Here is a 23,507-nt window from a genome sequence, read left to right on the forward strand (position 1 = left end):
CGGGCCGGGCGGCGGCGGCTTTTCACAAGGGGCAATGTCGTTTATTCCTACACGCGTTTGGGGGAGGGGCTGGATTGTGCAGAATGGCATGGAGGTTTTACAACATCTCGTAATAGCTTGTTGTAACTAACAGCCTGATACCTGTCTCTGTGCTCACCCCCTCATAACGAACCGCTCCAGGAGGAATACGTGACTGATGACGCGATAAACCGTAACACGCCGTTACTAAGCATTTGCATTTATGCCTCCGTCCTTTCAGAGGCACCATTATTTGCTACGCTCAGCTCAATTTCACTCCGCTTAAGGAAGCGAACACAATGTTTAAATTTCCCGTTGTTGTAGCCGCAGCAACCGTGCTGCTGGTCATGAGCGCCCAGGTTGAAGCAAAAGGGTGCCTGAAAGGTGCGGTGGTGGGCGGTGTCGCGGGCCATATGGCACATCACGGCGTGGCGGGTGCAGCCGCAGGCTGTGCGGTGGGACATCACATGGCGAACAAAAAACAAAAAGAGCAAAACAGTAAGCAGCAGCAATAGCAGTAATGCTCGCTCGACCTGAGCCCGCTTTTTAGCTCAGGGCGAGCGATAAACGTCCCGCCTGTCCTTGATAACCTCTCTTTCCAAAGCCAATCTACTCCGTCTGCGAAACGGGTTCCCGCGATGAATTGCTATACTTTCTGGTGCCAAAACGTAACGGCAGCCCGCTTACTTGCGCGGCTCGGTATGAACGACCGCGTGCGTAATTTCTCACCTCTTTTCGATGGGGATATTAACCATGTCAGACAGTGATTATGTCGCGCAAACCCAGGATCTCACCTCTTTCGTCGGTATGCATTTTATCTACACCTATGCAAACGGCTGGAAATATGAATGGTATGCACGCAATGAAACCACTTGTGATTACCGTATTCATCAAGGCTTAGTCGGTGGGCGCTGGGTAACCCATCAAAAAATGCATGCCGTACAATTCGCGCCAGGTATTTTTCGCGCTGACTGGCATGAGCCAACCGGCACATGTGTCAGCCTGACGTTTGATATTGGTCAACGACATTTGCATGGCACGATTTTCTTTCCACAATGGATAGCTGGAGAAGGGCAGCATCCAGAAAAAACCATTTGCTATCAAAATGACTTTATCGAAGATATGCACCGCTTTCGCGACGAAGGACCGGCTTATCCCTACATCATTATTTCAGAGTTTGCTGAAATAACGCACATGACAAATCGGGGCGCCAATAATGATGACGTGATCAATGCAGCGCCGGGCCAATTGCCAAGTGATTTCTTCGAAACAGTTAAATAGCCGTGCGGTACAGCACTGCAAATAGACTGCAACTGAATATATTACCGCTGCGTTTATTAAGCTGTTAAGCGCAGCCGTAATATCCCGCCTGACATTTCCCGCACGGCAAAACTCCTCTCTTGTTTAAGACAGTATTCGCCCGTCATTGACCAGGAATACTCTTAATTTCTAACTTAATTAAACATGTACAAGGTGAAAAAATATGTACAAATATAATTTTATTGCCATTGCTTTATAAAGATAAATATTCTGTTATTTTCCCTTAATACCGGACCGTTCGTGCCTTTGTGGAAAATCGATGGCCATCTTGGCGGTGGATAAAGCCGTAATTCTGTACAACATTTAGCGCTGTAAGCGTTTTAATCTATTAACTTCAACGCGAGGAGAGAGAAATGAGCAATCGTCGAGGTGGCGCGGGAAATTTTGCAGAAAACCCAGAACGTGCGCGTGAAGCCGGCCGTAAAGGCGGCACGATAAGTGGTGGAAATTTTCGTAACAATCCCGAACGGGCGATCGAAGCGGGCCGCAAAGGCGGTAAAGTGAGCCGCAGAGTGAAGCCCACGGACAACAATGCGACCGCGGGTTAACATTCTGCACGATGCCGTGAGGTAATAATGCACTGCGCCCGGATGACGATACGCCGGGCGCGCCTGACAGTGCGGCACTGCCACTGAATTAAACATTAACGTGCGTCAGGCAATACCCGCTCAGGTAGCCCCTGTTTTGCCAACGTGCGCGCCAGCAGGGCCGAATAAAGCGGTTTACCGCCAAAGAACTGGGCAGTGAGTGTGGCACCCAAACAGGTAATGATCATCGGTAAAATCAGCTGATAGTTATCGGTCATCTCCAGCACCAGTACAATACCGGTCAACGGTGCCCTCACCGAGGCCGCAAACAGCGCCCCCATTCCCGCCACGGCGAAGGTCGCCGGATCCAGCTGCCAATCCGGAAAACAGCTATAACACAATTGCCCGTAGCACGTGCCTAATAGCGTTCCCAACGTCAACATCGGCGCGAAAATGCCGCCCGGTGCGCCCGATGAGAAACAGCACACTGTCACCAGCATCCGTAAGGCAAAAAGCAGGAATAATGTCTGCACGCCATACTGCCCAGAGGCAAAATCAGGGATCAACGCGATCCCCCCGCTGACCGCCTGCGGCACCACAGTACCCAGCAAACCGCACATCCCCGCCAGTATGCTGCCCCAGAGAACCCAGCGGCCCAACCGTCCCTTATGCAGCTGCATAAACTGGTCCTGCATCAGAAAAATCAGGCGATTAAACGCCACCCCAATAGCACCAAAGAGCGCGCCCAGCAGTAAATAGAGCCACAGCGTGACGGTCGGCGCGTTGCGAAGCTGGCCAATATGAATAATCGCCTCATCGCCGTTGCACAGGCGAAATACCACACTGGAGACAATGACGCCCACAAACACCGCTTTGATCGAGATAGGGTTATAGCGAAACTGCGGACGCATTTCCTCGATGATGAACAGGATCCCCGCCAGCGGTGCGTTAAAGGCCGCAGACAATCCGGCCGCCGCACCAGCGGCCAGCAGCGTATGCCGTGACTCAGCACTCCGTACGCGCAGCATATCGGCACACATTCCGCCAATATTTCCGCCAAGTTGCACCGTCGGCCCTTCACGCCCCAACACCATGCCGGATCCCAGCGCGCCCATGCCGCCGAAAAACTTCACCGGCAACACGCGCCACCAGCGGACCGGCCTTAGCCCCTCCAGCGCGCCTTCGATTTCCGGAATGCCAGAACCGCCCGCCTCAGGCGCAAAACGACGCACCAGAAAGTAACCAATAGCCCCCAGCACCGCAGCAGCGGCAAACGCGGTCACCGCGTGAAGAAGCAGGGATTCACCGACGCGATCGACTACGCTGCTGCGCATCTGACTCACCGCGTTAACGGCGCGATCAAAGGCAACGCCGACCACACCGGTGATCAACCCGACCATTGCCGCCATCATCAACAGCGTAACGGGCGTAGAGTCTCGGCGAAAAAGAGACTGCATAAGCAGAAAGCGTCCCGCCATCTGGCGCTGCAGAGGAGTGGATTTGTTGTTCACGCGTGACATCAGGATCCTTTCAACGTAACAAATGCGGCAATCGCATCATAAAGAGTGGGGCGTGCAGCATAGCGTGGATGAGCGCATTTATAACCGAATAATACGCAACTAAATTTTACGCACAGAGTACGGCGAGGAGGAGTAGGGAAAAAGCGGAGAACAGCAGGGATGTTGCGTAATATAAAACGCGGCGCCGATATTCCAGGCGCCGCGTTAACCGTATGCGAAAGGTTAGATCAGGAAATCATCAAGCGATTTACCGCCGTCGAGCGCAGCTTTAATTACCGCCGGTGTGCGACCCTGACCGGTCCACTGTTTTTCCTGCCCCTCTTCGACATATTTGTATTTTGCCGGACGCGGCGCGCGCTTTGCGCGCGCTTTACCGCTGCTTTGCAGTGCACCCAGCAGTTCATTCGGATCAATACCGTCCTGCATCAACAGCTCCCGGTATTTGGCCAATTTTTCTTCTTTTTCACGCACCGCGGCTTCGCTGGCGTTCACTTCTTCACGGCGCTCAGAAACAATGACGGAGAATTTTTCCAGCATTTCTTCCAGCTCAGCCAGCTGAACTTCACGCGCCTGCGCACGCAGTGTGCGAATATTATTTAATGCTTTAAGTGAATCACTCATTAACTTCTCCTGAAAAGGTTGTCGCAGAACGCTAAAGATAAATTTTTATACAAATTAAAAACGGTTTTCCTGGTGAGCGGAGTGATGATTAATCTCACTGAAATACAGTACATCACATCGCTATTCAATAATAAAGCGTGAAGCGCGCAGTTTTTAAGGGATTTTTATCGCGGGAACATAGCGCCTGTCGTGGCAGCCAGAAACGGGCCAGGTTAAATAGTCTTTTACCCTTGTGCGCCCCCGTTATGGAGACGACATAAGACAAGAATAAATTAGACATTTGACGAGACTGGATGGAGACGTTGCGCACTTAACGTTCGCATGCTGCCCGATTACGGGCGACATAAAATGACGATGCTCTCAACAACGAGCAGGGCATTGCCGGTTATTTCTTTCGGCAATGCCCGCCCCGTTATTGTTCTGATTGGAGCGAAATAGCGAATGTCCCGTTCGGGACAACCGGTAAATATTTCCTGTAGTAATCGAGGTAATTTTTTACCGGATCAACATCGGCAAATTGGGCCGGATAAAGCGACTTCGCAATAAACTGCACCATGGCAAAATCCGATAAGGTACGTGAAGCGCCTTGGTAAACAGCAAATACGCGGTGATTTTTTACCGCGGGGAAATCGCTCCAGCCTGGCCGTTGAGTAAATGCTGCGAGTTTAGCTTCCGCATCCGCTTTTTTTACACCAACGCCCATCGGCAGCGCAGAGGCGATGGCATTATCTTCTCTTCCTGAGAAGAACAGCACGTCGGGGCTGGATGCCAGCACTTTCTCCGGATTCAATTTTCCCCACCACTCAATATAGGGGGCAGCAATATTATCTCCCCCGGCCAGATCGAGCATGGCCCCCCACATATTTTTGCCGTAGGTAAAGGAGTACTCACCGGGCCCGCGATTGCCAAATTCAAAATAGACTTTGGGCTTGGCTTGGTGCGCTGCATTGACGCGTTTTTGCACGTCGGCGATGCTGGATTGATAAAAATCAGCCAGTTCATTTGCACGGGCATTATTACCGGTCAGCTGGCCAAAAATATGGGTTGATTTGACATGCTGTGCGACCGTCTGGGCATTGTAATCCACCACCACCACCGGAATATGAATTTTTTCCAGTTCGGCCACTTCGGCTTTTAGCGCAATATATTGCCAGTTAGCGAGGATCACCACATCTGGCTTCAGGCTAATCAGCTTCTCAATAGAGACATTGTGCAGGTCGACCTCGCCGATATCCGGAATATCCGCCAGAGAAGGGCGATGGTTAACGTACATATTCCAGTTTGCCGGCACCTTGCCGCGCCAGGCTTCACGTGAAATACCGACCACATGGTCGTAGGCCTTTTCACCGCCTACCGCCATATAATCTTCGAAATAGAAGCCCAGCACCGCGCGTTTAACCGGAACATCAACCTTCACGTCACGCCCAGCCGCATCATTGAGCGTAATAACCTCAGCGAAGACGGCTCCGCTGGTCAAGAGACAGCCTAATAACAGGACACCTTTCATCAGGTTGCGACCCATTTTATTCCCCTAAGTGAGCAAAAGAACCCCTGCAAGGCGAATAAGAATAATTGCCATTATCATTAAATGCCAGAGAATTCAGTGGGTCGCTCTAAAGACTATGACACGCAGCGCGATGATACTTCAGGTCGCTTCACAGGCACGATCGCGACCACTTCGCTTCGCCTGCTGGAGTGCCCGCTGAGCGGCTTTGATAAGCGTCTCCGCATCCGTCTCGTGACCTTCAGAAAACAGCGCGCTGCATCCCGCACTGATGGTGATAACGCCCGCAGGTAGGCCAGATGTCTCATGCGCGATACCCAACTCACGCACCGCAATGACCGCACGCTCGGCCACAATCATGGCTTCCGTTCGATCCGTATTGGGCATGATGAGGGCAAAGGCTTCCCCGCCGTAGCGCGCCACCACATCTCCCTGGTAGTGAACGCTCTCTTTTAACGCATGAGCGATATCTTGCAGGCACTCATCGGCGGCAACATGGCCGTAAGTCTCGTTGTAGAGTCGGAAATGATCGACATCAATCATCACCAGCGCCAGCGGGTCACCGCTTTTGTGCGATCGCAACAGCGCCTGCTCCAGCAGCGCGTCAAACTGGCGGCGGTTTGCGAGGCCCGTCAGGCCGTCGACCAGCGCCAGCGACTGCAGGGTGTGGTTGATACTGGTAAGCTCATCACGCACAAAGGTCAGCTCAATCTGACTCTTGGCGTTGGTGCCCACCTGGCGCAACACCATAATTCCCATGCCGGTAATGGCAAATAGCAGTGCCAGGTTCAACAGCACGTTAATCAGGTTGCTGGCCATCCAGTGCATGCGAATGGTATCGAGATCGTAGCCAGCGGTAACAATCAGTGGATAACGTTCCAGACGGGTGAAGCCAAATACCCGCACCACGCCGTCAAGCGTGGATCGCCACATGGCGTTGCCGCTGGACGATGCCTTGAGCTCCGTTTTAAACAGCGGACTGGCGGAGAGTACCCTTCCGATGTACGCATCCGGGAAGGGCCGCACGTAAAGCGCACTGGCATCCGCCAGAATGAGCCCCAGCGTGTCTTTATTGCCCAACGCAAAATAGCTGTAATACTGGCGAAAATAGTCCACGCGCACGGTGGCCAGCGCCACACCGGCAAAATTCCCTGCCGCATCGTTAAGCCGGACCGACACCGGGATCACCAGATCGCCCGTTGAACGGCTGCGTATCACTCGGCTGATCAGAAGGTTGGTGTCGTTATGCAGACGATGCCAAATGAAATAGTCGCGATCGGCGTTACTGGCATTGGTGGGAACAAAGTTGCCTGATGACGCGATCCAATGTCCCTGCGTGTCGTAAACAAACAAACCGTGCAGCTGCGGCAGCTTGCTTTGCTGCTCTTTCAGCTGGTGCAGAAATGCGGGCGTGGCCGCATAGTCATTTCCGCGCTGACGCAGCTGTCGAACGGCGTCAGCCAGGGTGATATCCACCTGCAAAAAGGCATCTTCTGCCTGCTTGGCTAACGAGACCGAAAGGTTGCGTGCATCATCCTTTTTCTCGCTGATGGTTTGTTGCCACGCGTTCCAGAGCGCCCAACCATTTATGGCAATCACAAACAGGCTGGTGAGCAGTAAAAACAGAGCCATGCTCTTGCCCAAAGGGGTCTTGAACAGCGTGAGGCCGCGGGCGCGCGGCGTAATTTTTCGCATAAGTTTCGGTTATGAGGGCAGGCAGCCGGAAATCATACATCAATTATGCGCATGGTCTAAGGTTATGACAGCGCCTATAGGACATTTTTCCCTTGCGGCGCCTCGCTTTGGCTGCCCGCCATGCGCCATCTGGCAGCCCAGGCTTCACGCGGCCCGTCGCTGAAAAGCGATTGCATGCGTCTTATCGATACTTCACGGCGTTTTCGCGTTGAACACGGCAAACGTGCTTCTACGCGCTCAACGCGCTCAACGCGCTCAACGCGCGCGCATGATTGCCGCTCTCTACGGCGTTTATTACAGGGGATAATTCAGTATGTTGCACACTTCAGCTTCTCGCCTGGGCAGCCTGCTGCTGCTGCTGGCGTCACTCGCGAGTGCTGGGCTCGCGCTCTATGCCTTGCTAACACCGTTAACCGGCGTAACCGGTACCCTCGGCGCGCTGGGCGTTGCCATCGCCAGCGTCGTCTTGGCGCTACTGACGTTTCTGGTGCGTCACACCGTGCACCGTGGTGCGCGCCGGTTCTGGATTATCGTCACGCTTTTTGTGCTGATCGGTATCGGATTTGCGGCCCTGCTACTGCATCAAGCCGTTATTACCGCTGCGATGGTGCTCGGTTTAGTGGGGTTAATTCTCCTCAGCCGCGGTACCACGCAATCAACACGCTACGTTAGAGTCTGAGGAGCCGCTCGTGTCACACATTCACATAACACCGCTGCTAAAATGCAGTATGACCGTTCTGGCGCTACTGATGACGCCGCTTACGTTACAGGCTCAGGATAACGCGACTGAAGCGTCGCAGGGCACCCAAGAGAAGCTTAATGTGGATGCCGCCGACCAACAATCACCGGGCACCACCCACACCACGGATGAAGCGACGTCTGGCGATACGGGGCAAGGCGCTGCCTCTGCCGCGCCTCCTGGCTCACCCTTGGTGCCGCAGAGCGCCACCTGGGACAGCTTTCACGGTCAGCTCAACGCACAAAAATACAGCCCCCTGAAGCAGATCACCGCAGAGAACGTCGGCAAGCTAAAAAAAGTGTGGGAGTTTCACACCGGCGACGTTTCAGATGGCGAAGGCGACACGCCTGCGACCGTCTGGTCGGCTACGCCTATTTTTGCCAATGAGACGATTTATATTGGAACACCTTTCGATCGGCTGATTGCGCTCGATCCCGGCACCGGCAAAGAGAAGTGGCACTACGACACAAAATCACCGCGCAAGGCACTGACGCAGCCGGTGCTGAAAAACCGCGGCGTTTCCTACTGGCAGGCTAAGCATCCGGTGGCTGGCGAAGCCTGTCAGAAAATCGTCTATATGGGCACGGTGGATGCCAAACTTTACGCACTTGATGCCGATTCCGGCAAACCGTGTGAACAATTCGCGGATGGCGGCGTGCTGAATGTTGATCAATGGAACACCGTGAATGCCAAATACCCGCTTTCACTGCTGCAGCCGCCTACCGTCGTCGGCGACCATCTGCTGATCGGCTGGGCAGGCAAAGACTGGGCCTACGCCGAAGCGCCTCCAGGCACGGTGTTCGCGATTAACGCCAAAACCGGGGAACGTGAATGGACATTCGAGGCTCTGCCCGCCGATATTCGCGCGCGTACCGGTACGGCCAACGTCTGGACGCATATGTCAGCAGACGAAGCAAACGGCCTGGTGTATCTGCCGGTTTCCTCACCGTCGCCTAACTATTGGGGCGGTAACCGCACCGCGCCTATCCCGCTGGCAACCTCAACCACCGCGCTGGATATCAACACCGGCAAGGTAGTGTGGTCGCGCCAGTGGGTGCACCATGACGTTTGGGATTACGATATCAACTCCGCGCCCACGCTGATGGATATCACCGTTAACGGCAAGCCGATCCCGGCGCTGATTCAGGCGACCAAGCAAGGCTTCCTGTTTGTGGTCAATCGCCTCACCGGCGAGGATGTATGGCCGATTGAGGAGCGGCCGGTGCCGCAGGGCGATGGTTCGGTACAGGGTGAAAAGCTTTCGCCTACCCAGCCGTTCCCAACCAAGCCCGCACCGCTGCTGGATCAGTCTAAAAAGCCGGCCATCTGGACACTGGCCGATATCGTGGGAGCCGGACAGTGTTCGCGCCTGTGGGACAAGCTGCGCTATGACGGCATGTACACGCCCCCTACCACGCAAGGCGAAGGGGCGTTGACCTATCCCGACAGCGCCGGCGGCGTACAGTGGGGCGGCGTGGCGTTTGACCCGCAGAGTCAAGTTGCCGTGGTCAATACGTCGCACATTGTTCAGTACGTGAAGCTCTACAGCCGTGAAGATTACGATAAGGCAGATAAAAACGCGGGTAACGAAAGCGGCTTTGCCCCACAGGAGGGCGCGCCTTACGGTCTGCGGCTGAATGTGGCCAATAACTGGCTTGGCATGCCGTGCTGGCAGCCGCCGTTTGGGGAGATTGTGGCGTTGGACATGCACACCGGTGACGTCAAGTGGCGTCGTCCGGTGGGTGCGTCGCAGCAGTACGGCTTCTTTATGCCGGAGAGCTGGGGATCGCCGACCATTGGCGGCCCGGCGGTCACAGCCGGTGGCGTGATCTTCATTGGCGCATCAATGGACGCCAAAGTGCGCGCCTATTCGTTGGCCAATGGCGAAGAGCTATGGTCGGATCAGGTTGAAGCGCCGGCCGTGGCTAACCCCTCGGTGTATGAGTACAAAGGCCGTCAATACGTCGCCTTTGTGGCCGGCGGCAATACCATTCTGAAGGATCAGGTAGGCGATCAGGTGGTAGTCTACGCACTGCCGCAATAAGCGTCTGACGCGGTTGCCGCGTCTGTTCTCCCCGCCGTCGCCAAAGACGATGGCGGGGAGAAAGGCCTAACACCCGCGTCACTTAATTAAAGACCATCCCGCCATCAATCAGCAGCGACTGTCCGGTCATGTAGTTCGAATCCGGCCCCGCGAGGAATGAAACACAGGCAGCAACGTCTTCCGGCTCTGATAACCGACCCAGCGTGATGCGTTCGGCAAACGCCTGGGTGCCATAGCCTGCGGGTTTCCCCGCCGCTGCCGAAATCTCCCGATCGATAGCCTGCCACATCGGCGTGTTCACAATGCCGGGGCAAAAGGCGTTCACTGTGATACCCTGCGCCGCCAGATCGCGCGCTGCCGTTTGCGTTAGCCCACGCACTGCGAATTTGCTGGAGCTGTAAACCGCCAGTTCAGGGTTGCCCACGTGTCCCGCCTGCGAGCAGGCGTTGATGATCTTGCCGCCGTGCTGTTCAGCGGCAAACGCGCGGATAGCGGCCTGCATGCCCCAGATCACGCCTTTGACGTTGACGTTATAGACCTTATCGACGGTCTCTTCGGTGATGGCCTCGATGGGCGTCGACGGCGCGATCCCCGCGTTATTGACGATGACGTCGAAGCCACCCAGCGCCTGGCGCGCCCGCTCTACGGCGTCGAACACGCGATCGCGCTGCGCCACATCCACCTGCAGCGCCACCGCCTTTCCGCCCGCCGTGATGATGCGGTCTGCGATCTGCTGTGCGGTCTCCGCATTATAATCGGCAACCGCCACGGCAAAGCCGTCCTGCGCGAGGCGAAGCGCAATCGCCGCGCCAATACCTTGTCCGGCACCGGTGACAAAAGCGACTCTGTTTTGCATGTTATTCTCCTTAACGACGTGAAATTACAGGATCTGGCTTAAATGAAGCTGGCTCATCAGGAGCGGGTTATCGCGGTAATCAACCGGCACCGCGACCACCGCCGGACCGTTAACATCCATGGCGCGACGCAGCGTCGGCTCCAGCTCCGCGGCGCTGTTGACGGCAAAGCCCGCCGCACCAAACGCTTCGGCATAGGCCTTGAAGTCCACCGGGCCAAATTGGACGCCGGAGACGCGCTGGTATTTTTTCTCTTCCTGAATCGCCACCATGTTGTAGGCGTTATCAACCCAGATAATGTGCAAAATATTGGCCCCAAGACGGACGGCGGTCTCCAGCTCCATGCTGGATTGCAAGAAGCCACCATCTCCGGACACCGACACCACTTTGCGCGTGGGATCCACCAGCCAGGCGCCAATGGCCCACGGCAGCGCGACGCCCATGGTCTGTTGCCCATTGGAGATCATGATTTGCCGTGCCCGGAAGCTATACAGATAGCGGGCTATCCAGATATGGAAGCTGCCCATGTCCACCGTCAGGCTCACATCGCTGTTCACGATATCCTGCATGGCGCGCACAATGCGCAGCGGATGCAGAGCAAACTGGTCCAGACTTGCCCCTTGCAGCGCAAGCAGTTGACGCTGTTGTTGGCGATCGTTGAGCACCGCGGCGCTCGCCTCGCTCAGCTGCAGCGGGCTGGTGACCCGGTCGGCGATCTTGCGCACCGTCTGCGCAATGTCTCCGACCAGTTCGGCATCGGGCAGATAGCGGTTATCGGTGTCGGCAGGCAGCACGTCAATGTGGACCAAAATGGCGCTGCCGCTATTCCACATCGCCGGCTCGTATTCCACCGGGCTGTAGCCGATGGTGATGATCAGATCGGCCTGCTGCAGTAAGCGATCGCCAGCCTGGTTATTAAACAGCCCTACGCGACCGGCAAAGCGGGAAAAGTGCTCCTGCCGCACCGCACCCGCCGCCTGATAGGTGCTGGTAACCGGGATCCGCGTTTTACTCAACAGCGCATGGATAGCCTCGCTGTTTTCCGGCTGGCTGGCCATTAACCCCAGCAGGATAACCGGGTTTTTCGCCCGGGCGATTTCACGGCTGACCGCGTCAATAAGCGCGTCCGGTGCGGCACCCAGCTGAATGTGTCCCGAGGTATGCAGTGGCGCGCCGGTGACGGGCTGATCGACAATGTCCTGCGGCAGGCTCACAAAGGCTGCGCCGCCGCGGCCGTTTTCCGCGTGTCGAAATGCGTTTGAAACGCACTCCGCCAGCGCTGGCGCATCCGTGACCTCAACGGCAAATTTGGTGACCGGACGAAACATCGCCACCGTGTCCAGACTCTGGTGAACCTGCTTCGCGCTGTCGGCCCGTTTCACCGCACCACCCAGCGCCACCAGCGGATCGCCCTCACTGGTAGCCGTGGCCATGCCGGTAACAAGGTTGGAGCAACCGGGTCCGGAGGTGACCAGCGCCACACCCGCCTTGCCCGTTAAACGGCCCACGGCGGCAGCCATAAACGCAGCGTTGGCCTCGTGGCGTACGGGAATAAGTTGAATAGGGGAGTCCACCAGGGAATCAAAGACTTTGTCGATTTTCGCGCCGGGAATGCCAAAGACATGCTCAACGCCTTGGGTTTCCAGCTGCGCCACTACCAGATCGGCACCGCTGTTCCAGCGCGTAGGGGTTTTTACTGTTTTCATCGCATCCTCTTCGGTTAGCTTTCAACGGCCCGGATCGCCTCATCCAGGTTATCCGGCGTCAGGTCGGCCTGCAGAAATTCACGGTCCTGTGGTAAATCCACCACCAGTTTGCTGATGGCACCAAAGGTCAGCGTGCCCTGCTCCAGGACGTAGTCCAGAATGTGGCCGCCCCCCTGGCGATCATCAGTAATAAAATGTTCGTGATAGCCCGCCACGTTAATTCCCTGCATGTACTGTGGCGTACGAAAGCCGATCAGTTCGCCGCTGCGCGACGTGAAATCAAACGTGGGCTGGTTGTTAATCACATCCGGCATCGCGCGGTAGGGCCGACACTGGCAGGGCACCGTACGGGTGCGTACGGCGGTGAAACGGCCGCTAATGCGTAACGCGCAGAACTGGTTATCCGAGGTGATTTGCGCGTCGATAACGCGGTGCACGTCCTCGCGAGAGGCGGTACGGTCAAAGCAAAACTGATGCTCGGGTGTAAAAAAGGTCATCACGGCAAACGGCGTTTTCTGGTTCGGGCTGGCAGGGCGGGCGCTGCCATCCGCGCGCAGCTGATAGACCTGGCGATCAAAGGCGATCAACTCGCCATCCAGCTGATTGAAGGTACCCAGCCCGAAATCGCCTTTTTGCAGCAGCTGCGCCACCGTGGTCGTGCCGTCATAAACGCCGTGGAGAAGCGCGCTCATTAAAGAGGTTTGATAGATAACCTTTTCTGCCGATTCATCCGCCAGTAGGGCGATTGTTTCCGTAAGCTGACCTTCACAAGAACAATCAGATACAAAATTACTCATGCGCTGCCTCACAAAAAAATAGTTAAGCCGTGTTAACCTTATAGTGAGCCAGCGAGCTCAAGGTATCCAATAGCAAACCCTGTTAACTTCGAGACGTTTTTGATATGGAACTGCGTCATCTGCGTTATTTTGTCGCCGTGGCCGAGACGCTGCATTTCACCCGCGCTGCAGAGATGCTGGGCATGTCTCAGCCGCCGCTCAGCCAGCAAATTCAGCGGCTTGAGCATGAAATCGGTACACCATTGTTAAAGCGCGAAACGCGCGGGGTCTCGCTGACGGAAGCCGGCAGCGCCTTTCTGCCAGATGCCCTGCAAATCGTGCAGCTTGCCGATCACGCGCTGGAGAAAGCGCGCGGTGTGGCGCGCGGCATGAGCGGGCAAATGTCGCTGGGCTTCGCCAGTTCAGTGGCGTTTGCCGCCCCGGTGTTTGACCTGATACAGCGGTTCAAAGCGCGCTATCCCGCCATGGTGCTGAGCACGCGCGAAGAGAATATGGCCCTGCTGATGCAGGATTTACGGGAAGGATTGCTCGATGCGGCGTTTATTCGCCTGCCCTGCGAGAGCAGCAATGCGTTCAACCTCCATGTGATCGCCACCGAACGCATGCTGATTGCGCTGCCTGCCGGGCATCCGCTGAGCGGACAGCGCAGCGTTGCGTTAAGCGCGCTGGCCGGAGAGGCGCTGGTGATGTTTCCCCGCGATGTGGCGCCCAGCTTGTATGAATTGATCGTCAGTACCTGCCTGCGGGCCGGGTTTGACACCGCACGGATACAACAAGCCCCGCAGATCGGTTCCTCATTGGGGATGGTGGGTGCAGGGGGCGGCGTGGCGCTGGTGCCCCACTCAATGGCCTGCGTGAACAATCCTCACGTGGTGTTCTGTGAGATAGAAAATAACACGCTGTTTACGGATATCGCCTTTGCGTGGCGTTATTCGCATCCGGCCCGCACGGTCATGCACATGCTGAGCGTCATCCGCGAAAAGCGTCCCACCCCAGATGCCACAAGGGCTGCGGACGGATAAACATCCAGACTTCCAAATAAACATGAATTTCCTTCATGTTCGGTGAAATTAAATCACTGTTTTTCCCACTGCGTTACGGGCATAACGTAGTCATACCCGCCGACAACACACGAGATAAACCGGCTGCTTCACGCAAAACCAGCGCGTTTAGATCAATATTAGGATACCGATTGCCATGAACAACGAATTGACCTTTGCGGTAAAAAGCCTGCGTTTCGATGAGAACTACAATCCCTCAGAGAACACACGTATCACCACCAACTTTGCCAATTTGGCGCGCGGCGATAAGCGCCAGGAGAATTTACGCAATGCGCTGGTGATGATGAATAACCGCTTTAATTCGCTGGCCCAGTGGGATAACCCTAAAAGCGATCGGTATGCTGTTGAGCTGGATATCATCTCGGTGGTGTTGAACATTGCGCATGACGGACGCCAGGACGCTTTTCCCGCCATTGAAATCCTGAAAACCACCATTGTGGATACCCTGTCCGGGCAGCGCAGCGAAGGTATTGTGGGCAATAATTTCTCTTCCTACGTGCGTGATTACGATTTCAGCGTGCTGCTGCCGGAGCACAATCAGCAGCAGACCCACTTCAGCCTGCCTGAAAACTTTGGCGACCTGCACGGAAACATTTTCAAAGCGTTCCTGAAATCGGATGCCTACAAACAGCAGTTCAGCAAAGCGCCGGTGATCTGCCTGAGCGTCTCCAGCAAGAATACCTATCACCGCACCACCAATATCCACCCGGTATTAGGAGTTGAGTATCTGCAGGAGGACGCGCGTTCGTTAACCGATTACTACTTCGGCAAAATGGGCCTGGAAGTGCGTTATTTCATGCCGCCCAACAGCGCCGCTCCGCTGGCGTTCTACTTCATGGGCGATCTGCTGCGCGATTACAGCGATCTTGAACTGATCGGCACCATCGCTACCATGGAAACGTTCCAGAAGATCTACCGCCCAGAGATCTACAATGCTAACTCACCAGCAGGGCAATGCTACCAGCCAAGCCTGACGCAGCAAGATTACTCCCTGACGCGCATCGTTTATGACCGCGAAGAGCGCAGCCTGCTGGCCGTTGAACAAGGAAAATTTACCGAGGCGAATTTCATTAAGCCTTACCAAACGATCCTGGAAGCCTGGTCTGCACAGTCTGCTCTGTAATTTATTTTAAAAAGGTTATTTGTGATGAAAAAGTTATTACCTACGTCAACGTCCGGCAGCTTACCGAAACCCTCCTGGCTGGCTCAGCCGGAAACGCTGTGGTCGCCGTGGAAACTGCAGGATGGCGAGCTGGTGGATGGCAAACGGGATGCGCTGCGCCTGTGTCTGGACGATCAGCTGCGCGCCGGGATCGACATTGTCAGCGATGGCGAACAGACCCGCCAGCATTTCGTCACCACCTTTATTGAACACCTCGACGGCGTGGATTTTGAAAAGCGTGAGATCGTCAAAATTCGTAACCGCTACGAGGCAAGCGTGCCAAGCGTCGTGGGCGACGTGGCGCGTCAGAAGCCCGTCTTCGTGGACGACGCAAAATTTCTGCGTCAGCTCACAGACCAGCCCATTAAATGGGCGCTGCCGGGCCCGATGACCATGATCGACACGCTGTACGACGGCCATTACAAAAGCCGCGAAAAACTGGCGTGGAAGTTTGCTGAAATCCTGAACCAGGAAGCCAAAGAGCTTGAAGCCGCTGGCGTAGACATCATTCAGTTCGATGAGCCGGCGTTTAACGTGTTCTTCGACGAAGTGAACGACTGGGGTATTGCCGCGCTGGAAAAGGCGGTAGAAGGGCTAAAATGCGAAACCGCGGTGCATATCTGCTACGGCTATGGCATTAAAGCCAACACCGACTGGAAAAAAACGCTGGGCTCCGAGTGGCGCCAGTATGAAGAGATTTTCCCCAAGCTGCAGAAATCCGCCATTGATATCGTGTCGCTGGAGTGCCAGAACTCCCGCGTGCCAATGGAGCTGATTGAACTGATTCGCGGTAAAAAAGTGATGGTCGGGGCGATCGATGTTGCCACCCACGCCATCGAAACGCCGGAGCAGGTCGCCGAGACGCTGCGCAAAGCCCTGCAGTTCGTGGATGCCGATAAACTTTATCCGTGCACTAACTGCGGCATGACGCCATTACCGCGCCACGTGGCCAACGGTAAACTCAACGCCCTGAGCGCCGGCGCAGAGATTGTGCGTCGCGAACTGCTGGCGAAGTAAGCGCCGTCTTATCCGGCTGAGCCGCTCGAGAACCTGACCGCGTGTATGAAGCCGGAACGTCACACAGCGATCCGCCACCTTCCGCCAATTGCGGAGGGTGGCGCACCTGTTCCGAAAACATAGCGGCCCGCCAGGAGCCTGTGAACATGTCATAGGCGGGTGAAGGGCAGCTATGCTGGACAGCCGCGAAGAGGGGATTCCGCCTCGCAAACTACGGTGACAGCCCTTTATTTATTCACATGTCATTCTATCCCCGAAGAATTGAATAAAAGCCGCGGGCGCTTATCTTAATATCCCCCCCTAAAATTGGAAACCTGATCATTTTTTAATTTCAGATGTCAGGACTTTATTCACTTATTCATCATACCTTCGGTTATTTAACCCACTAGTGATGCCAGCAAATTTTTTTCAAAAAAATCCTAATTTAAATAATGAATGAGCTTTGCATGCATTGTTATAACTCCCTCTATTTACTTACTTCTTTCCAACTGATTAATATCGCTTTACAGATGTTAATTAATGTCATGCCCTCGATGCCCGTCAAAAACATTTGATGCCTTTTCTATATTTAACGGAAGCAAAATGAATCCATTTTCAAGCGCCCCTGAAACACACCGCGCGGCAGTCATAACCCAAAGCGATCGGGCTATTGACGCTGCGCGTTCACTGGCTGAACAAGCAAAACCGGGTGCGATGATTCGTGACCAGCAGCGGATCTATCCCCGCGCGCTGCTTGACCAATTTACGCGGCTTGGATTGGGCAGCATTAGCGTTCCACGCCGCTTCGGCGGTGGCGGGCTGGGTTATCAAACCGTGGCGGACGTGTTCCGTATTATTTCCGCCAGCGATCCCTCGCTTGGCCAAATTCCACAAAATCATTTTGGTTTGATTCAGTTCATTCTCGGCGAAGGGAATGAGCAACAGCAGCTTCAATTGCTGCAAGCCATCGTCAGCGGCAAACGGCTCGGCAATGGTGGTCCCGAAAAAAATACGCGTCATACGCGGGACATCAAGGCGCGGCTAGTCAGCCAGGGGCAGGAGAAACGATTAAGCGGTGAGAAGTTCTATTCCACCGGGGCGTTATTTGCAGACATTTTGGTTACCACTGCACTCGAAGAGAATGATCGGCCAGCGATGGCATTTATTCCCTTGCCCGCGGACGGCGTAGAGATCATCGATGACTGGTCTGGCATGGGACAACGCACCACAGCCAGCGGCACGGTAAAACTTGATCGCGTAGCCGTTGATGCAGCCTTAATTATCCCCTTGCCGCCGTCTGAAAAACCGTCCTTACGGGGTCCGGTGTCACAGCTCATTCAGGCGGCAATTGATGCCGGGATCGCTCAGGGTGCGCTGGACGATGCGCTTGAGTTCGTCCGCAGTAGCTCACGACCGTGGGTGGACGCGGGCGTAGCGCGCAACGCAGACGATCCCTACATCCTCGCTGATATTGGCCGCATCAGTACCGAACTGAGCGCCGCCAATGCGCTGCTGAAACGGGCGGCAAAAGTGCTGGATTCCATTGATCCACATGCACTGACCGCTGAAAACAGCGCAGAGGCTTCTATTGCCGTGGCGGAAGCCAAAGTGCTGACCACCGACATCGCGTTACGCGCCAGTGAAAAGCTGCTGGAATGGGGCGGAAGTCGCGCCACGCTGCTGCAGCACGGGCTGGATCGCCACTGGCGCAATGCGCGTACTCACACCTTGCACGATCCGGTGCGTTGGAAAACCCATGCGATCGGCAACTACTACCTCAATGCGATCTGCCCTGCGCGTCATGCATGGATTTAAGGAGAAAGGATGAGTCAGGTTCAGCCGAAACAGCCCGCAGCGCCTCTCCGCAGCGAGCAACAGGCGCTGGCGGTTGCCACGCAACTGGCCCAGCATTTCCGTGACGGTGCCGCAGCACGCGATCGTGAGCGTCAGCTGCCACATCTGCCTTTGCAGCAGTTTTTTCAGTCTGGATTGGGCGCGATTACCGTGCCGCAGGCGTATGGCGGCATCGCGGTTTCGACCGCCACCCTCGCCGCCGTGATGAGCCTGATCAGCGAAGCGGATGCAGCGATTGGGCAGGTTCCGCAAAATCACTACTATGCGCTGGAAGTCTTACGGGTCAACGGCAGCGAATCGCAGAAACATCGGCTATATCGCGAAGTGCTAGAGGGCGTCCATTTGGGCAATGCACTGGCGGAGTTTACGTCCCGAGCTGCACACCAGCGCAGTACGCAGATCAATGGAAACGTGCTTAATGGTCAAAAATTTTATGCCACCGGCGCGCTGTTTGCCGATCGTATTCCTACGGCGGCGCGGGATGAAGAGGGCAAAGAGCAATTGGTATTTGTGCCGCGTCATCAAAAGGGGGTCACGGTTATTGATGATTGGAGCGGATTTGGTCAGCGTACCACCGGCAGCGGCAGCGTATTATTTGAGAATGTGGTCGTAGATGCAGACGATATCGTGCCCTTCCAAACCGCGTTTGAGCGGCCAACCCCCGTCGGGCCTTTTGCACAAATCATGCATGCCGCTATCGATCAGGGCATTGGGCGCGCTGCGTTTAACGACATGCTCGATTTTCTACGCCAGCGTGCCCGGCCGTGGCCAGACAGCAACGTGACGCGCGCCAGCGACGATCCTTTAACGCTTGATCGCACCGGCCGTCTGGCTGCGCGGCTGCGCGCCGGCGAAGCGTTGCTGGAAGAGGCCGCCGCAGCGGTCGATGCTGCGCAACAGCAGCCTGACGCCGCGACGGTCGCGCGGGCCTCCGTTGATGTGGCCAAAGCGCGCGCATGGACCACCGAAGTATCGCTGGAAGCGGCTAATCTGCTGTTTGAATTGAGCGGGACGCGCGCCAGCCTGCGGGAATACAACCTGGATAGGCATTGGCGTAACGCACGAACGCATACCCTGCACGATCCGGTGCGCTGGAAATACCCCTTAATAGGTAACTACCTGATTAATGGAATTTTGCCACCGCGCAGGGGCACGGTATGAGTCAGAAACAGGTACTGCTCAATGCCTTCAACATGAATTGTGTCGGTCACATTCATCATGGGATGTGGACACACCCCGAGGATCGCTCAACGGAGTTCAATACCCTGAGCTACTGGACTGACCTGGCGCGCCTGTTGGAGCGTGGCTTGTTCGATGGCGTGTTTATCGCTGATATCCTGGGCGTGTATGATGTTTATCAGCAGGGAATTGCGCTAACCGCGCGCGAGTCGATTCAGCTGCCGGTCAACGATCCGCTGATGTTGGTGTCGGCCATGGCGAGCGTAACGCAACATCTGGGCTTCGCGGTGACTGCGAATCTCAGCTATGAGGCACCGTTTCCCTTTGCCCGTCGCTTCTCAACCCTGGATCATCTCACGCAGGGGCGGATCGGCTGGAATGTGGTCACCGGCTACCTGGACAGCGCGGCCCGGGCGATGGGCAACAAACAGCTGTTGGGGCACGATCAGCGTTACGATCAGGCTGACGAGTTTCTCGACGTCAGTTACCAGCTTTGGGAAGGCAGCTGGCAGGATGACGCGCTGGTTGTTGATCGTCCGAATCGGCGCTATGCCGATGCCACGAAAATTCATCCGGTCAGCCATCACGGTGAATATTATCAGGTCGAAGGGTATCACCTCAGTAGCCCGTCCCCTCAACGCACCCCGTTGCTGTTCCAGGCCGGGACCTCAGCACGCGGCATTCAGTTTGCTGCGCGCCACGCCGAGTGCACCTTCGTGAATGCAGGCACCCCGGCTGCGCTGCGTCAGCAGACACAGCGCCTGCGTCAGGCCGCGGTAGCGGCGGGCCGCCATGCAGATGATTTGCGCATTTTTATGGGCGTCGGCGTGATCGTCGCCCCCACCGAACAGGAAGCGCAGGAGAAGCATCGCAGCTACCTTGAATATGCCAGCCCAGAAGCCGGTTTAGCCCATTTTTCCAGCTCTATTGGCCTTGACCTTGCCGCCTTCGATCTCGATGAACCCATTATCAGCGGTGAAACCCGCGCCATTGAATCGGTCAGTAAGGCCTACAGCGGCTGGACCCGCCGTCGCCTGCTCGAGCAGCATGCGATGGGCAGCCGTTATCCCCTGATTATCGGCAACCCTGCGCAAGTCGCTGACGCGCTGCTGCACTGGATGGACGAAGGCGACATCGATGGCTTCAACCTGACCCGCATTCTGAACCCACAAAGTTACCGCGATTTTATCGATCTGGTTGTCCCCGAACTTCAGCAGCGCGGACGCTACAAAACGGCTTATCAGCCCGGCTCACTGCGCAACAAAATATTTCAGCAGGATCGCCTGCCCGATCGTCATCCGGCGGCACGCTGGCGTCATTCCACCGCACTGCGTTAATTTATTTAACCTCAAGGAACTCCCTCATGGCACCAATAACAACATTACGCGCCGCGCTGAGCGGCGTGCTGCTGACCCTCAGTACCGTCGCCGCAGCGGACTATTCCGGCCCGCTCAAGGTAGGCACCACTGCCGCGTTTGCGCCGCCGCTGGAGACCGCCGTGGCGGAAGCGAAGAAGCAGGGACTGGCGGTTGAGCTGGTCGAATTTACCGACTGGACCGCGCCTAACGTCAGCGTGGAGAATGGCGATATTGATGTTAATTTATTCCAGCATAAGCCTTTTCTGGAGAATGCTAATCAGTCAGGTGGCTTTCATTTGGTTGCCTACGCGCCAGCCATCATCAACAACATCGGGCTTTACTCCAAAAAGCACAGTGCCCTCAATCAGGTTCCCGAAGGGGGCACCGTCGCCATTGCCAACGATCCGATCAATGGCGCGCGCGGATTATTGCTGCTGCAGAAGGCGGGGCTGATTACGCTGAAACCGGGTGCGGGACTGAAATCAACCGTTGATGACATCGTCAGCAACCCAAAAAAACTGAACATTATCGAGGTGGAAGCAGTACAGCTTTCACGCTCGCTGGAAGAGGTCGACCTGGCGCAGGGGTACCCACATTATCTGCGTCTGGCGAAAACGATCGATCCCAATCACGCGTTGTTGTTCGACGGGCTGGAACACCCGGAATATGTGATTCAGTTTGTGATCCGTCAGGGACATCAGGATGATCCGCGTCTGGCAAAATTTGTCGATATCTATCAGCACTCCCCGGTGGTCCGCGCCAGTCTCGACAATTTCTATGGCAAACTCTATCAGCCAGGCTGGAGCCAGTAATCATGGTCAGCCTGAGCATCCCTGACGCTTCGGTGTGGCCCGATGCCGCTGCGAATCCCACCAGCGGCGCCTCACACGTCATCATTGAAGCATTAAGTAAACGCTATGCCGGTCAGCCTGTGGATGCACTGCGTAATATTAATCTCGGGATCCGGCGCGGAGAAATTTTCGGCATCATTGGCCGCAGCGGTGCGGGCAAATCCACGCTCATCCGCTGCCTTAACCGGTTGGAAGAGCCCACTGGCGGACGTATTGTCATCGACGGCACCGATATCAGCGCGCTAACGGCACGGCAGCTGGTGGAATGGCGACGCAGTACGGGTATGATCTTCCAGCACTTCAATCTGCTCTCAGCCAAAACCGTAAGGCAGAATATCGAGTTGCCGCTCAAAGTCGCAGGTGTGCCTGCCGCTGCGCGGGCGCGGAAGGTGGATGAATTATTGGCGCTAGTGGGACTGGAGGCGTGGCAGCACGCGTGGCCTGCGCAGCTCTCCGGTGGACAGAAACAGCGCGTTGGCATCGCCCGCGCGCTGGTCCACGATCCGGAACTGCTGCTGTGCGATGAAGCCACCTCAGCACTTGATCCCGAAACCACGCGTGCCATTCTGGCGCTGCTGAAAAAAATTAATCAGCAGCGCCACATTACCATCGTGCTGATCACGCACGAAATGGATGTCGTACATGACCTTTGCCACAACGTGGCGGTCATCGATCAGGGTGAGATCATTGAGCGCGGCCCGGTTTGGCAGGTTTATAGCGATCCACAGCAGGAAACTACGCGTCAGCTGCTTAACCCCAATCATCATGCTCTGCCGGCATCGGTTGCCACACGCCTTACTGCCTACCGGCAACATCATCAATCTCGTCTGTTGGTGCGCTTGCGCTACACCGGGCAGGGCAGCAAGCCAGATATTGGCGCGCTGGGCGCACGAATAACGGGTGAAATAACCCTGATTTATAGTGCAATTGAGTGGGTTGACAATAAACCTACCGGCCAGTTGTTGCTCCTGCTGGATGACCACTATGAGGCGCAATCTGTGACAACTCAACTGGCGAATATCGCCGATAAACTGGAGGTATTAGGTTATGTCACCGGCGATTAACCGTTTATGGGCGGCGTTATGGGATACCCTGATGATGGTAGGCGTCTCCTCTGCGCTCGCACTCGCGCTGGGCTTACCGATGGCGGTGATCTTGGTGGTCAGTGGACGCGGCGATCTTTTTCCCAGTCCGTTACTCAATCGGGTTCTGGGCTGGGTAGTCAACCTCTTTCGCTCCATTCCCTTTTTGATCCTGATGGTGGCGTTAATTCCCTTTACGCGCTGGATTGTGGGGACCACCTATGGCGTATGGGCCGCCGTCGTACCGCTCACGTTGGCAGCCACCCCGTTTTTTGCCCGTATTGCGGAGGTCAGCCTGCGTGAAGTTGATAAAGGGCTGACCGAAGCAGCGCAGGCCATGGGATTTCATCGCTGGCACATTATCTGGCATGTGCTGCTGCCGGAGGCGCGGCCTGGCATCGTTAGCGGTTTTACCATCACGCTGGTGACGATGATCAACGCGTCAGCGATGGCCGGCGCCATTGGGGCCGGGGGATTGGGGGATCTGGCCTATCGTTATGGTTATCAGCGGTTTGATATGCAGGTCATGGTGACAGTGATCGTGGTCTTGGTTGTACTGGTGACGCTGCTTCAGTGGTGTGGCGATCGGCTGTCGCGTCGCCTGAACCATCGCTAAACG

The 23,507-nt window shown here is 55.8% G+C and carries 21 protein-coding genes; 14 read left to right on the forward strand and 7 right to left on the reverse strand.

Going from position 1 to position 23,507, the window contains the following annotated elements; translation table 11 throughout:
• Window positions 1-317 precede the first annotated feature (317 nt).
• From LU196_RS17445 to LU196_RS17455, 3 genes are all read left to right on the forward strand, one after another.
• On the forward strand, window positions 318-533 hold the full coding sequence (locus tag LU196_RS17445; protein WP_232761186.1) for a hypothetical protein: 216 nt from the start codon (window positions 318-320) through the stop codon (window positions 531-533).
• A 238-nt stretch (window positions 534-771) separates the two neighbouring features.
• Window positions 772-1,299, forward strand: a complete 528-nt coding sequence (locus LU196_RS17450) for a phenolic acid decarboxylase (RefSeq protein WP_232761185.1) — start codon at window positions 772-774, stop codon at window positions 1,297-1,299.
• Window positions 1,300-1,691: 392 nt separating this feature from the next.
• Window positions 1,692-1,886 carry a general stress protein gene (locus LU196_RS17455; protein ID WP_232761184.1) on the forward strand — a complete coding sequence of 65 codons (195 nt, stop codon included), beginning with the start codon at window positions 1,692-1,694 and terminating at the stop codon, window positions 1,884-1,886.
• 95 nt (window positions 1,887-1,981) lie between these two features.
• Here LU196_RS17455 and clcA read toward each other — a convergent pair whose 3' ends face one another.
• The 4 genes from clcA to LU196_RS17475 all read right to left on the reverse strand — a co-directional run bounded on the left by clcA (window position 1,982) and on the right by LU196_RS17475 (window position 7,142).
• Entirely contained in the window at window positions 1,982-3,385 is a 1,404-nt protein-coding gene (clcA, locus tag LU196_RS17460) for a H(+)/Cl(-) exchange transporter ClcA (RefSeq protein WP_370641017.1), read from the reverse strand.
• Window positions 3,386-3,607: 222 nt separating this feature from the next.
• On the reverse strand, window positions 3,608-4,006 hold the full coding sequence (locus LU196_RS17465) for an H-NS family nucleoid-associated regulatory protein (protein WP_232778288.1): 399 nt from the start codon (window positions 4,004-4,006) through the stop codon (window positions 3,608-3,610).
• Between the two features lie 412 nt (window positions 4,007-4,418).
• On the reverse strand, window positions 4,419-5,528 hold the full coding sequence (locus LU196_RS17470; protein ID WP_232761297.1) for an ABC transporter substrate-binding protein: 1,110 nt from the start codon (window positions 5,526-5,528) through the stop codon (window positions 4,419-4,421).
• A 123-nt stretch (window positions 5,529-5,651) separates the two neighbouring features.
• A complete protein-coding gene (locus tag LU196_RS17475) occupies window positions 5,652-7,142 on the reverse strand; it encodes a sensor domain-containing diguanylate cyclase (protein ID WP_232761296.1) in 1,491 nt (496 codons plus the stop codon).
• A gap of 376 nt (window positions 7,143-7,518) precedes the next feature.
• Between LU196_RS17475 and LU196_RS17480 the strand changes: the two genes are divergently transcribed.
• Both LU196_RS17480 and LU196_RS17485 read left to right on the forward strand, forming a co-directional pair.
• Window positions 7,519-7,884, forward strand: a complete 366-nt coding sequence (locus LU196_RS17480) for a hypothetical protein (protein WP_232761295.1) — start codon at window positions 7,519-7,521, stop codon at window positions 7,882-7,884.
• Window positions 7,885-7,933: 49 nt separating this feature from the next.
• The gene (locus tag LU196_RS17485; protein WP_255697919.1) at window positions 7,934-9,988 is read left to right on the forward strand and encodes a pyrroloquinoline quinone-dependent dehydrogenase; all 2,055 of its coding nucleotides are present in this window, start codon (window positions 7,934-7,936) and stop codon (window positions 9,986-9,988) included.
• An 82-nt stretch (window positions 9,989-10,070) separates the two neighbouring features.
• Here the strand turns inward: LU196_RS17485 and LU196_RS17490 are convergent, their stop codons facing one another.
• The 3 genes from LU196_RS17490 to budA are packed head-to-tail and all read right to left on the reverse strand — an operon-like array spanning window position 10,071 to window position 13,345.
• Complete coding sequence (locus LU196_RS17490) at window positions 10,071-10,844, reverse strand: (S)-acetoin forming diacetyl reductase (RefSeq protein WP_232761293.1); 774 nt, start codon at window positions 10,842-10,844, stop codon at window positions 10,071-10,073.
• A gap of 24 nt (window positions 10,845-10,868) precedes the next feature.
• Window positions 10,869-12,548, reverse strand: a complete 1,680-nt coding sequence (gene alsS / locus LU196_RS17495; protein WP_232761292.1) for an acetolactate synthase AlsS — start codon at window positions 12,546-12,548, stop codon at window positions 10,869-10,871.
• 14 nt (window positions 12,549-12,562) lie between these two features.
• Entirely contained in the window at window positions 12,563-13,345 is a 783-nt protein-coding gene (gene budA / locus LU196_RS17500) for an acetolactate decarboxylase (protein WP_232761291.1), read from the reverse strand.
• 104 nt (window positions 13,346-13,449) lie between these two features.
• Here budA and LU196_RS17505 point away from each other — a divergent pair, with 104 nt between their 5' ends.
• From LU196_RS17505 to LU196_RS17545, 9 genes are all read left to right on the forward strand, one after another.
• Window positions 13,450-14,367 carry a LysR family transcriptional regulator gene (locus LU196_RS17505; RefSeq protein WP_232761290.1) on the forward strand — a complete coding sequence of 306 codons (918 nt, stop codon included), beginning with the start codon at window positions 13,450-13,452 and terminating at the stop codon, window positions 14,365-14,367.
• 175 nt (window positions 14,368-14,542) lie between these two features.
• Window positions 14,543-15,529 (forward strand): DUF1852 domain-containing protein, encoded by a 987-nt coding sequence (locus LU196_RS17510; protein ID WP_232761289.1) that lies wholly within the window; start codon window positions 14,543-14,545, stop codon window positions 15,527-15,529.
• 24 nt (window positions 15,530-15,553) lie between these two features.
• The gene (locus LU196_RS17515; RefSeq protein WP_232761288.1) at window positions 15,554-16,585 is read left to right on the forward strand and encodes a methionine synthase; all 1,032 of its coding nucleotides are present in this window, start codon (window positions 15,554-15,556) and stop codon (window positions 16,583-16,585) included.
• A 582-nt stretch (window positions 16,586-17,167) separates the two neighbouring features.
• Complete coding sequence (locus LU196_RS17520) at window positions 17,168-18,379, forward strand: SfnB family sulfur acquisition oxidoreductase (protein WP_232761287.1); 1,212 nt, start codon at window positions 17,168-17,170, stop codon at window positions 18,377-18,379.
• A gap of 9 nt (window positions 18,380-18,388) precedes the next feature.
• A complete protein-coding gene (locus LU196_RS17525) occupies window positions 18,389-19,579 on the forward strand; it encodes an SfnB family sulfur acquisition oxidoreductase (RefSeq protein ID WP_232761286.1) in 1,191 nt (396 codons plus the stop codon).
• On the forward strand, window positions 19,576-20,934 hold the full coding sequence (locus LU196_RS17530) for an LLM class flavin-dependent oxidoreductase (protein WP_232761285.1): 1,359 nt from the start codon (window positions 19,576-19,578) through the stop codon (window positions 20,932-20,934). The genes LU196_RS17525 and LU196_RS17530 overlap by 4 nt, the downstream gene beginning before the upstream one ends.
• 26 nt (window positions 20,935-20,960) lie before the next feature.
• Window positions 20,961-21,767 (forward strand): MetQ/NlpA family ABC transporter substrate-binding protein, encoded by an 807-nt coding sequence (locus tag LU196_RS17535; protein ID WP_232761284.1) that lies wholly within the window; start codon window positions 20,961-20,963, stop codon window positions 21,765-21,767.
• A gap of 2 nt (window positions 21,768-21,769) precedes the next feature.
• Entirely contained in the window at window positions 21,770-22,870 is a 1,101-nt protein-coding gene (locus LU196_RS17540) for a methionine ABC transporter ATP-binding protein (RefSeq protein ID WP_232761283.1), read from the forward strand.
• A complete protein-coding gene (locus LU196_RS17545) occupies window positions 22,854-23,504 on the forward strand; it encodes a methionine ABC transporter permease (protein ID WP_232761282.1) in 651 nt (216 codons plus the stop codon). The genes LU196_RS17540 and LU196_RS17545 overlap by 17 nt, the downstream gene beginning before the upstream one ends.
• Window positions 23,505-23,507: the final 3 nt, after the last annotated feature.

It is taken from the genome of Pantoea sp. Mb-10 (assembly GCF_021272205.1).
Classification (GTDB): Bacteria; Pseudomonadota; Gammaproteobacteria; order Enterobacterales; family Enterobacteriaceae; genus Pantoea.

Excerpts from the sequence above, each read along its gene's own strand:
- alsS (WP_232761292.1), bottom strand. The coding sequence starts at position 12,548 with ATGAAAACAGTAAAAACCCCTACGCGCTGGAACAGCGGTGCCGATCTG.
- LU196_RS17470 (WP_232761297.1), bottom strand. The coding sequence starts at position 5,528 with ATGGGTCGCAACCTGATGAAAGGTGTCCTGTTATTAGGCTGTCTCTTG.
- LU196_RS17530 (WP_232761285.1), top strand. The coding sequence starts at position 19,576 with ATGAGTCAGAAACAGGTACTGCTCAATGCCTTCAACATGAATTGTGTC.
- LU196_RS17480 (WP_232761295.1), top strand. The coding sequence starts at position 7,519 with ATGTTGCACACTTCAGCTTCTCGCCTGGGCAGCCTGCTGCTGCTGCTG.
- LU196_RS17525 (WP_232761286.1), top strand. The coding sequence starts at position 18,389 with ATGAGTCAGGTTCAGCCGAAACAGCCCGCAGCGCCTCTCCGCAGCGAG.
- LU196_RS17475 (WP_232761296.1), bottom strand. The coding sequence starts at position 7,142 with ATGGCTCTGTTTTTACTGCTCACCAGCCTGTTTGTGATTGCCATAAAT.
- LU196_RS17535 (WP_232761284.1), top strand. The coding sequence starts at position 20,961 with ATGGCACCAATAACAACATTACGCGCCGCGCTGAGCGGCGTGCTGCTG.
- budA (WP_232761291.1), bottom strand. The coding sequence starts at position 13,345 with ATGAGTAATTTTGTATCTGATTGTTCTTGTGAAGGTCAGCTTACGGAA.
- LU196_RS17515 (WP_232761288.1), top strand. The coding sequence starts at position 15,554 with ATGAAAAAGTTATTACCTACGTCAACGTCCGGCAGCTTACCGAAACCC.
- LU196_RS17445 (WP_232761186.1), top strand. The coding sequence starts at position 318 with ATGTTTAAATTTCCCGTTGTTGTAGCCGCAGCAACCGTGCTGCTGGTC.
- LU196_RS17465 (WP_232778288.1), bottom strand. The coding sequence starts at position 4,006 with ATGAGTGATTCACTTAAAGCATTAAATAATATTCGCACACTGCGTGCG.
- LU196_RS17455 (WP_232761184.1), top strand. The coding sequence starts at position 1,692 with ATGAGCAATCGTCGAGGTGGCGCGGGAAATTTTGCAGAAAACCCAGAA.
- LU196_RS17540 (WP_232761283.1), top strand. The coding sequence starts at position 21,770 with ATGGTCAGCCTGAGCATCCCTGACGCTTCGGTGTGGCCCGATGCCGCT.
- LU196_RS17450 (WP_232761185.1), top strand. The coding sequence starts at position 772 with ATGTCAGACAGTGATTATGTCGCGCAAACCCAGGATCTCACCTCTTTC.
- LU196_RS17490 (WP_232761293.1), bottom strand. The coding sequence starts at position 10,844 with ATGCAAAACAGAGTCGCTTTTGTCACCGGTGCCGGACAAGGTATTGGC.
- LU196_RS17545 (WP_232761282.1), top strand. The coding sequence starts at position 22,854 with ATGTCACCGGCGATTAACCGTTTATGGGCGGCGTTATGGGATACCCTG.
- LU196_RS17485 (WP_255697919.1), top strand. The coding sequence starts at position 7,934 with ATGACCGTTCTGGCGCTACTGATGACGCCGCTTACGTTACAGGCTCAG.
- clcA (WP_370641017.1), bottom strand. The coding sequence starts at position 3,385 with ATGTCACGCGTGAACAACAAATCCACTCCTCTGCAGCGCCAGATGGCG.
- LU196_RS17505 (WP_232761290.1), top strand. The coding sequence starts at position 13,450 with ATGGAACTGCGTCATCTGCGTTATTTTGTCGCCGTGGCCGAGACGCTG.
- LU196_RS17510 (WP_232761289.1), top strand. The coding sequence starts at position 14,543 with ATGAACAACGAATTGACCTTTGCGGTAAAAAGCCTGCGTTTCGATGAG.
- LU196_RS17520 (WP_232761287.1), top strand. The coding sequence starts at position 17,168 with ATGAATCCATTTTCAAGCGCCCCTGAAACACACCGCGCGGCAGTCATA.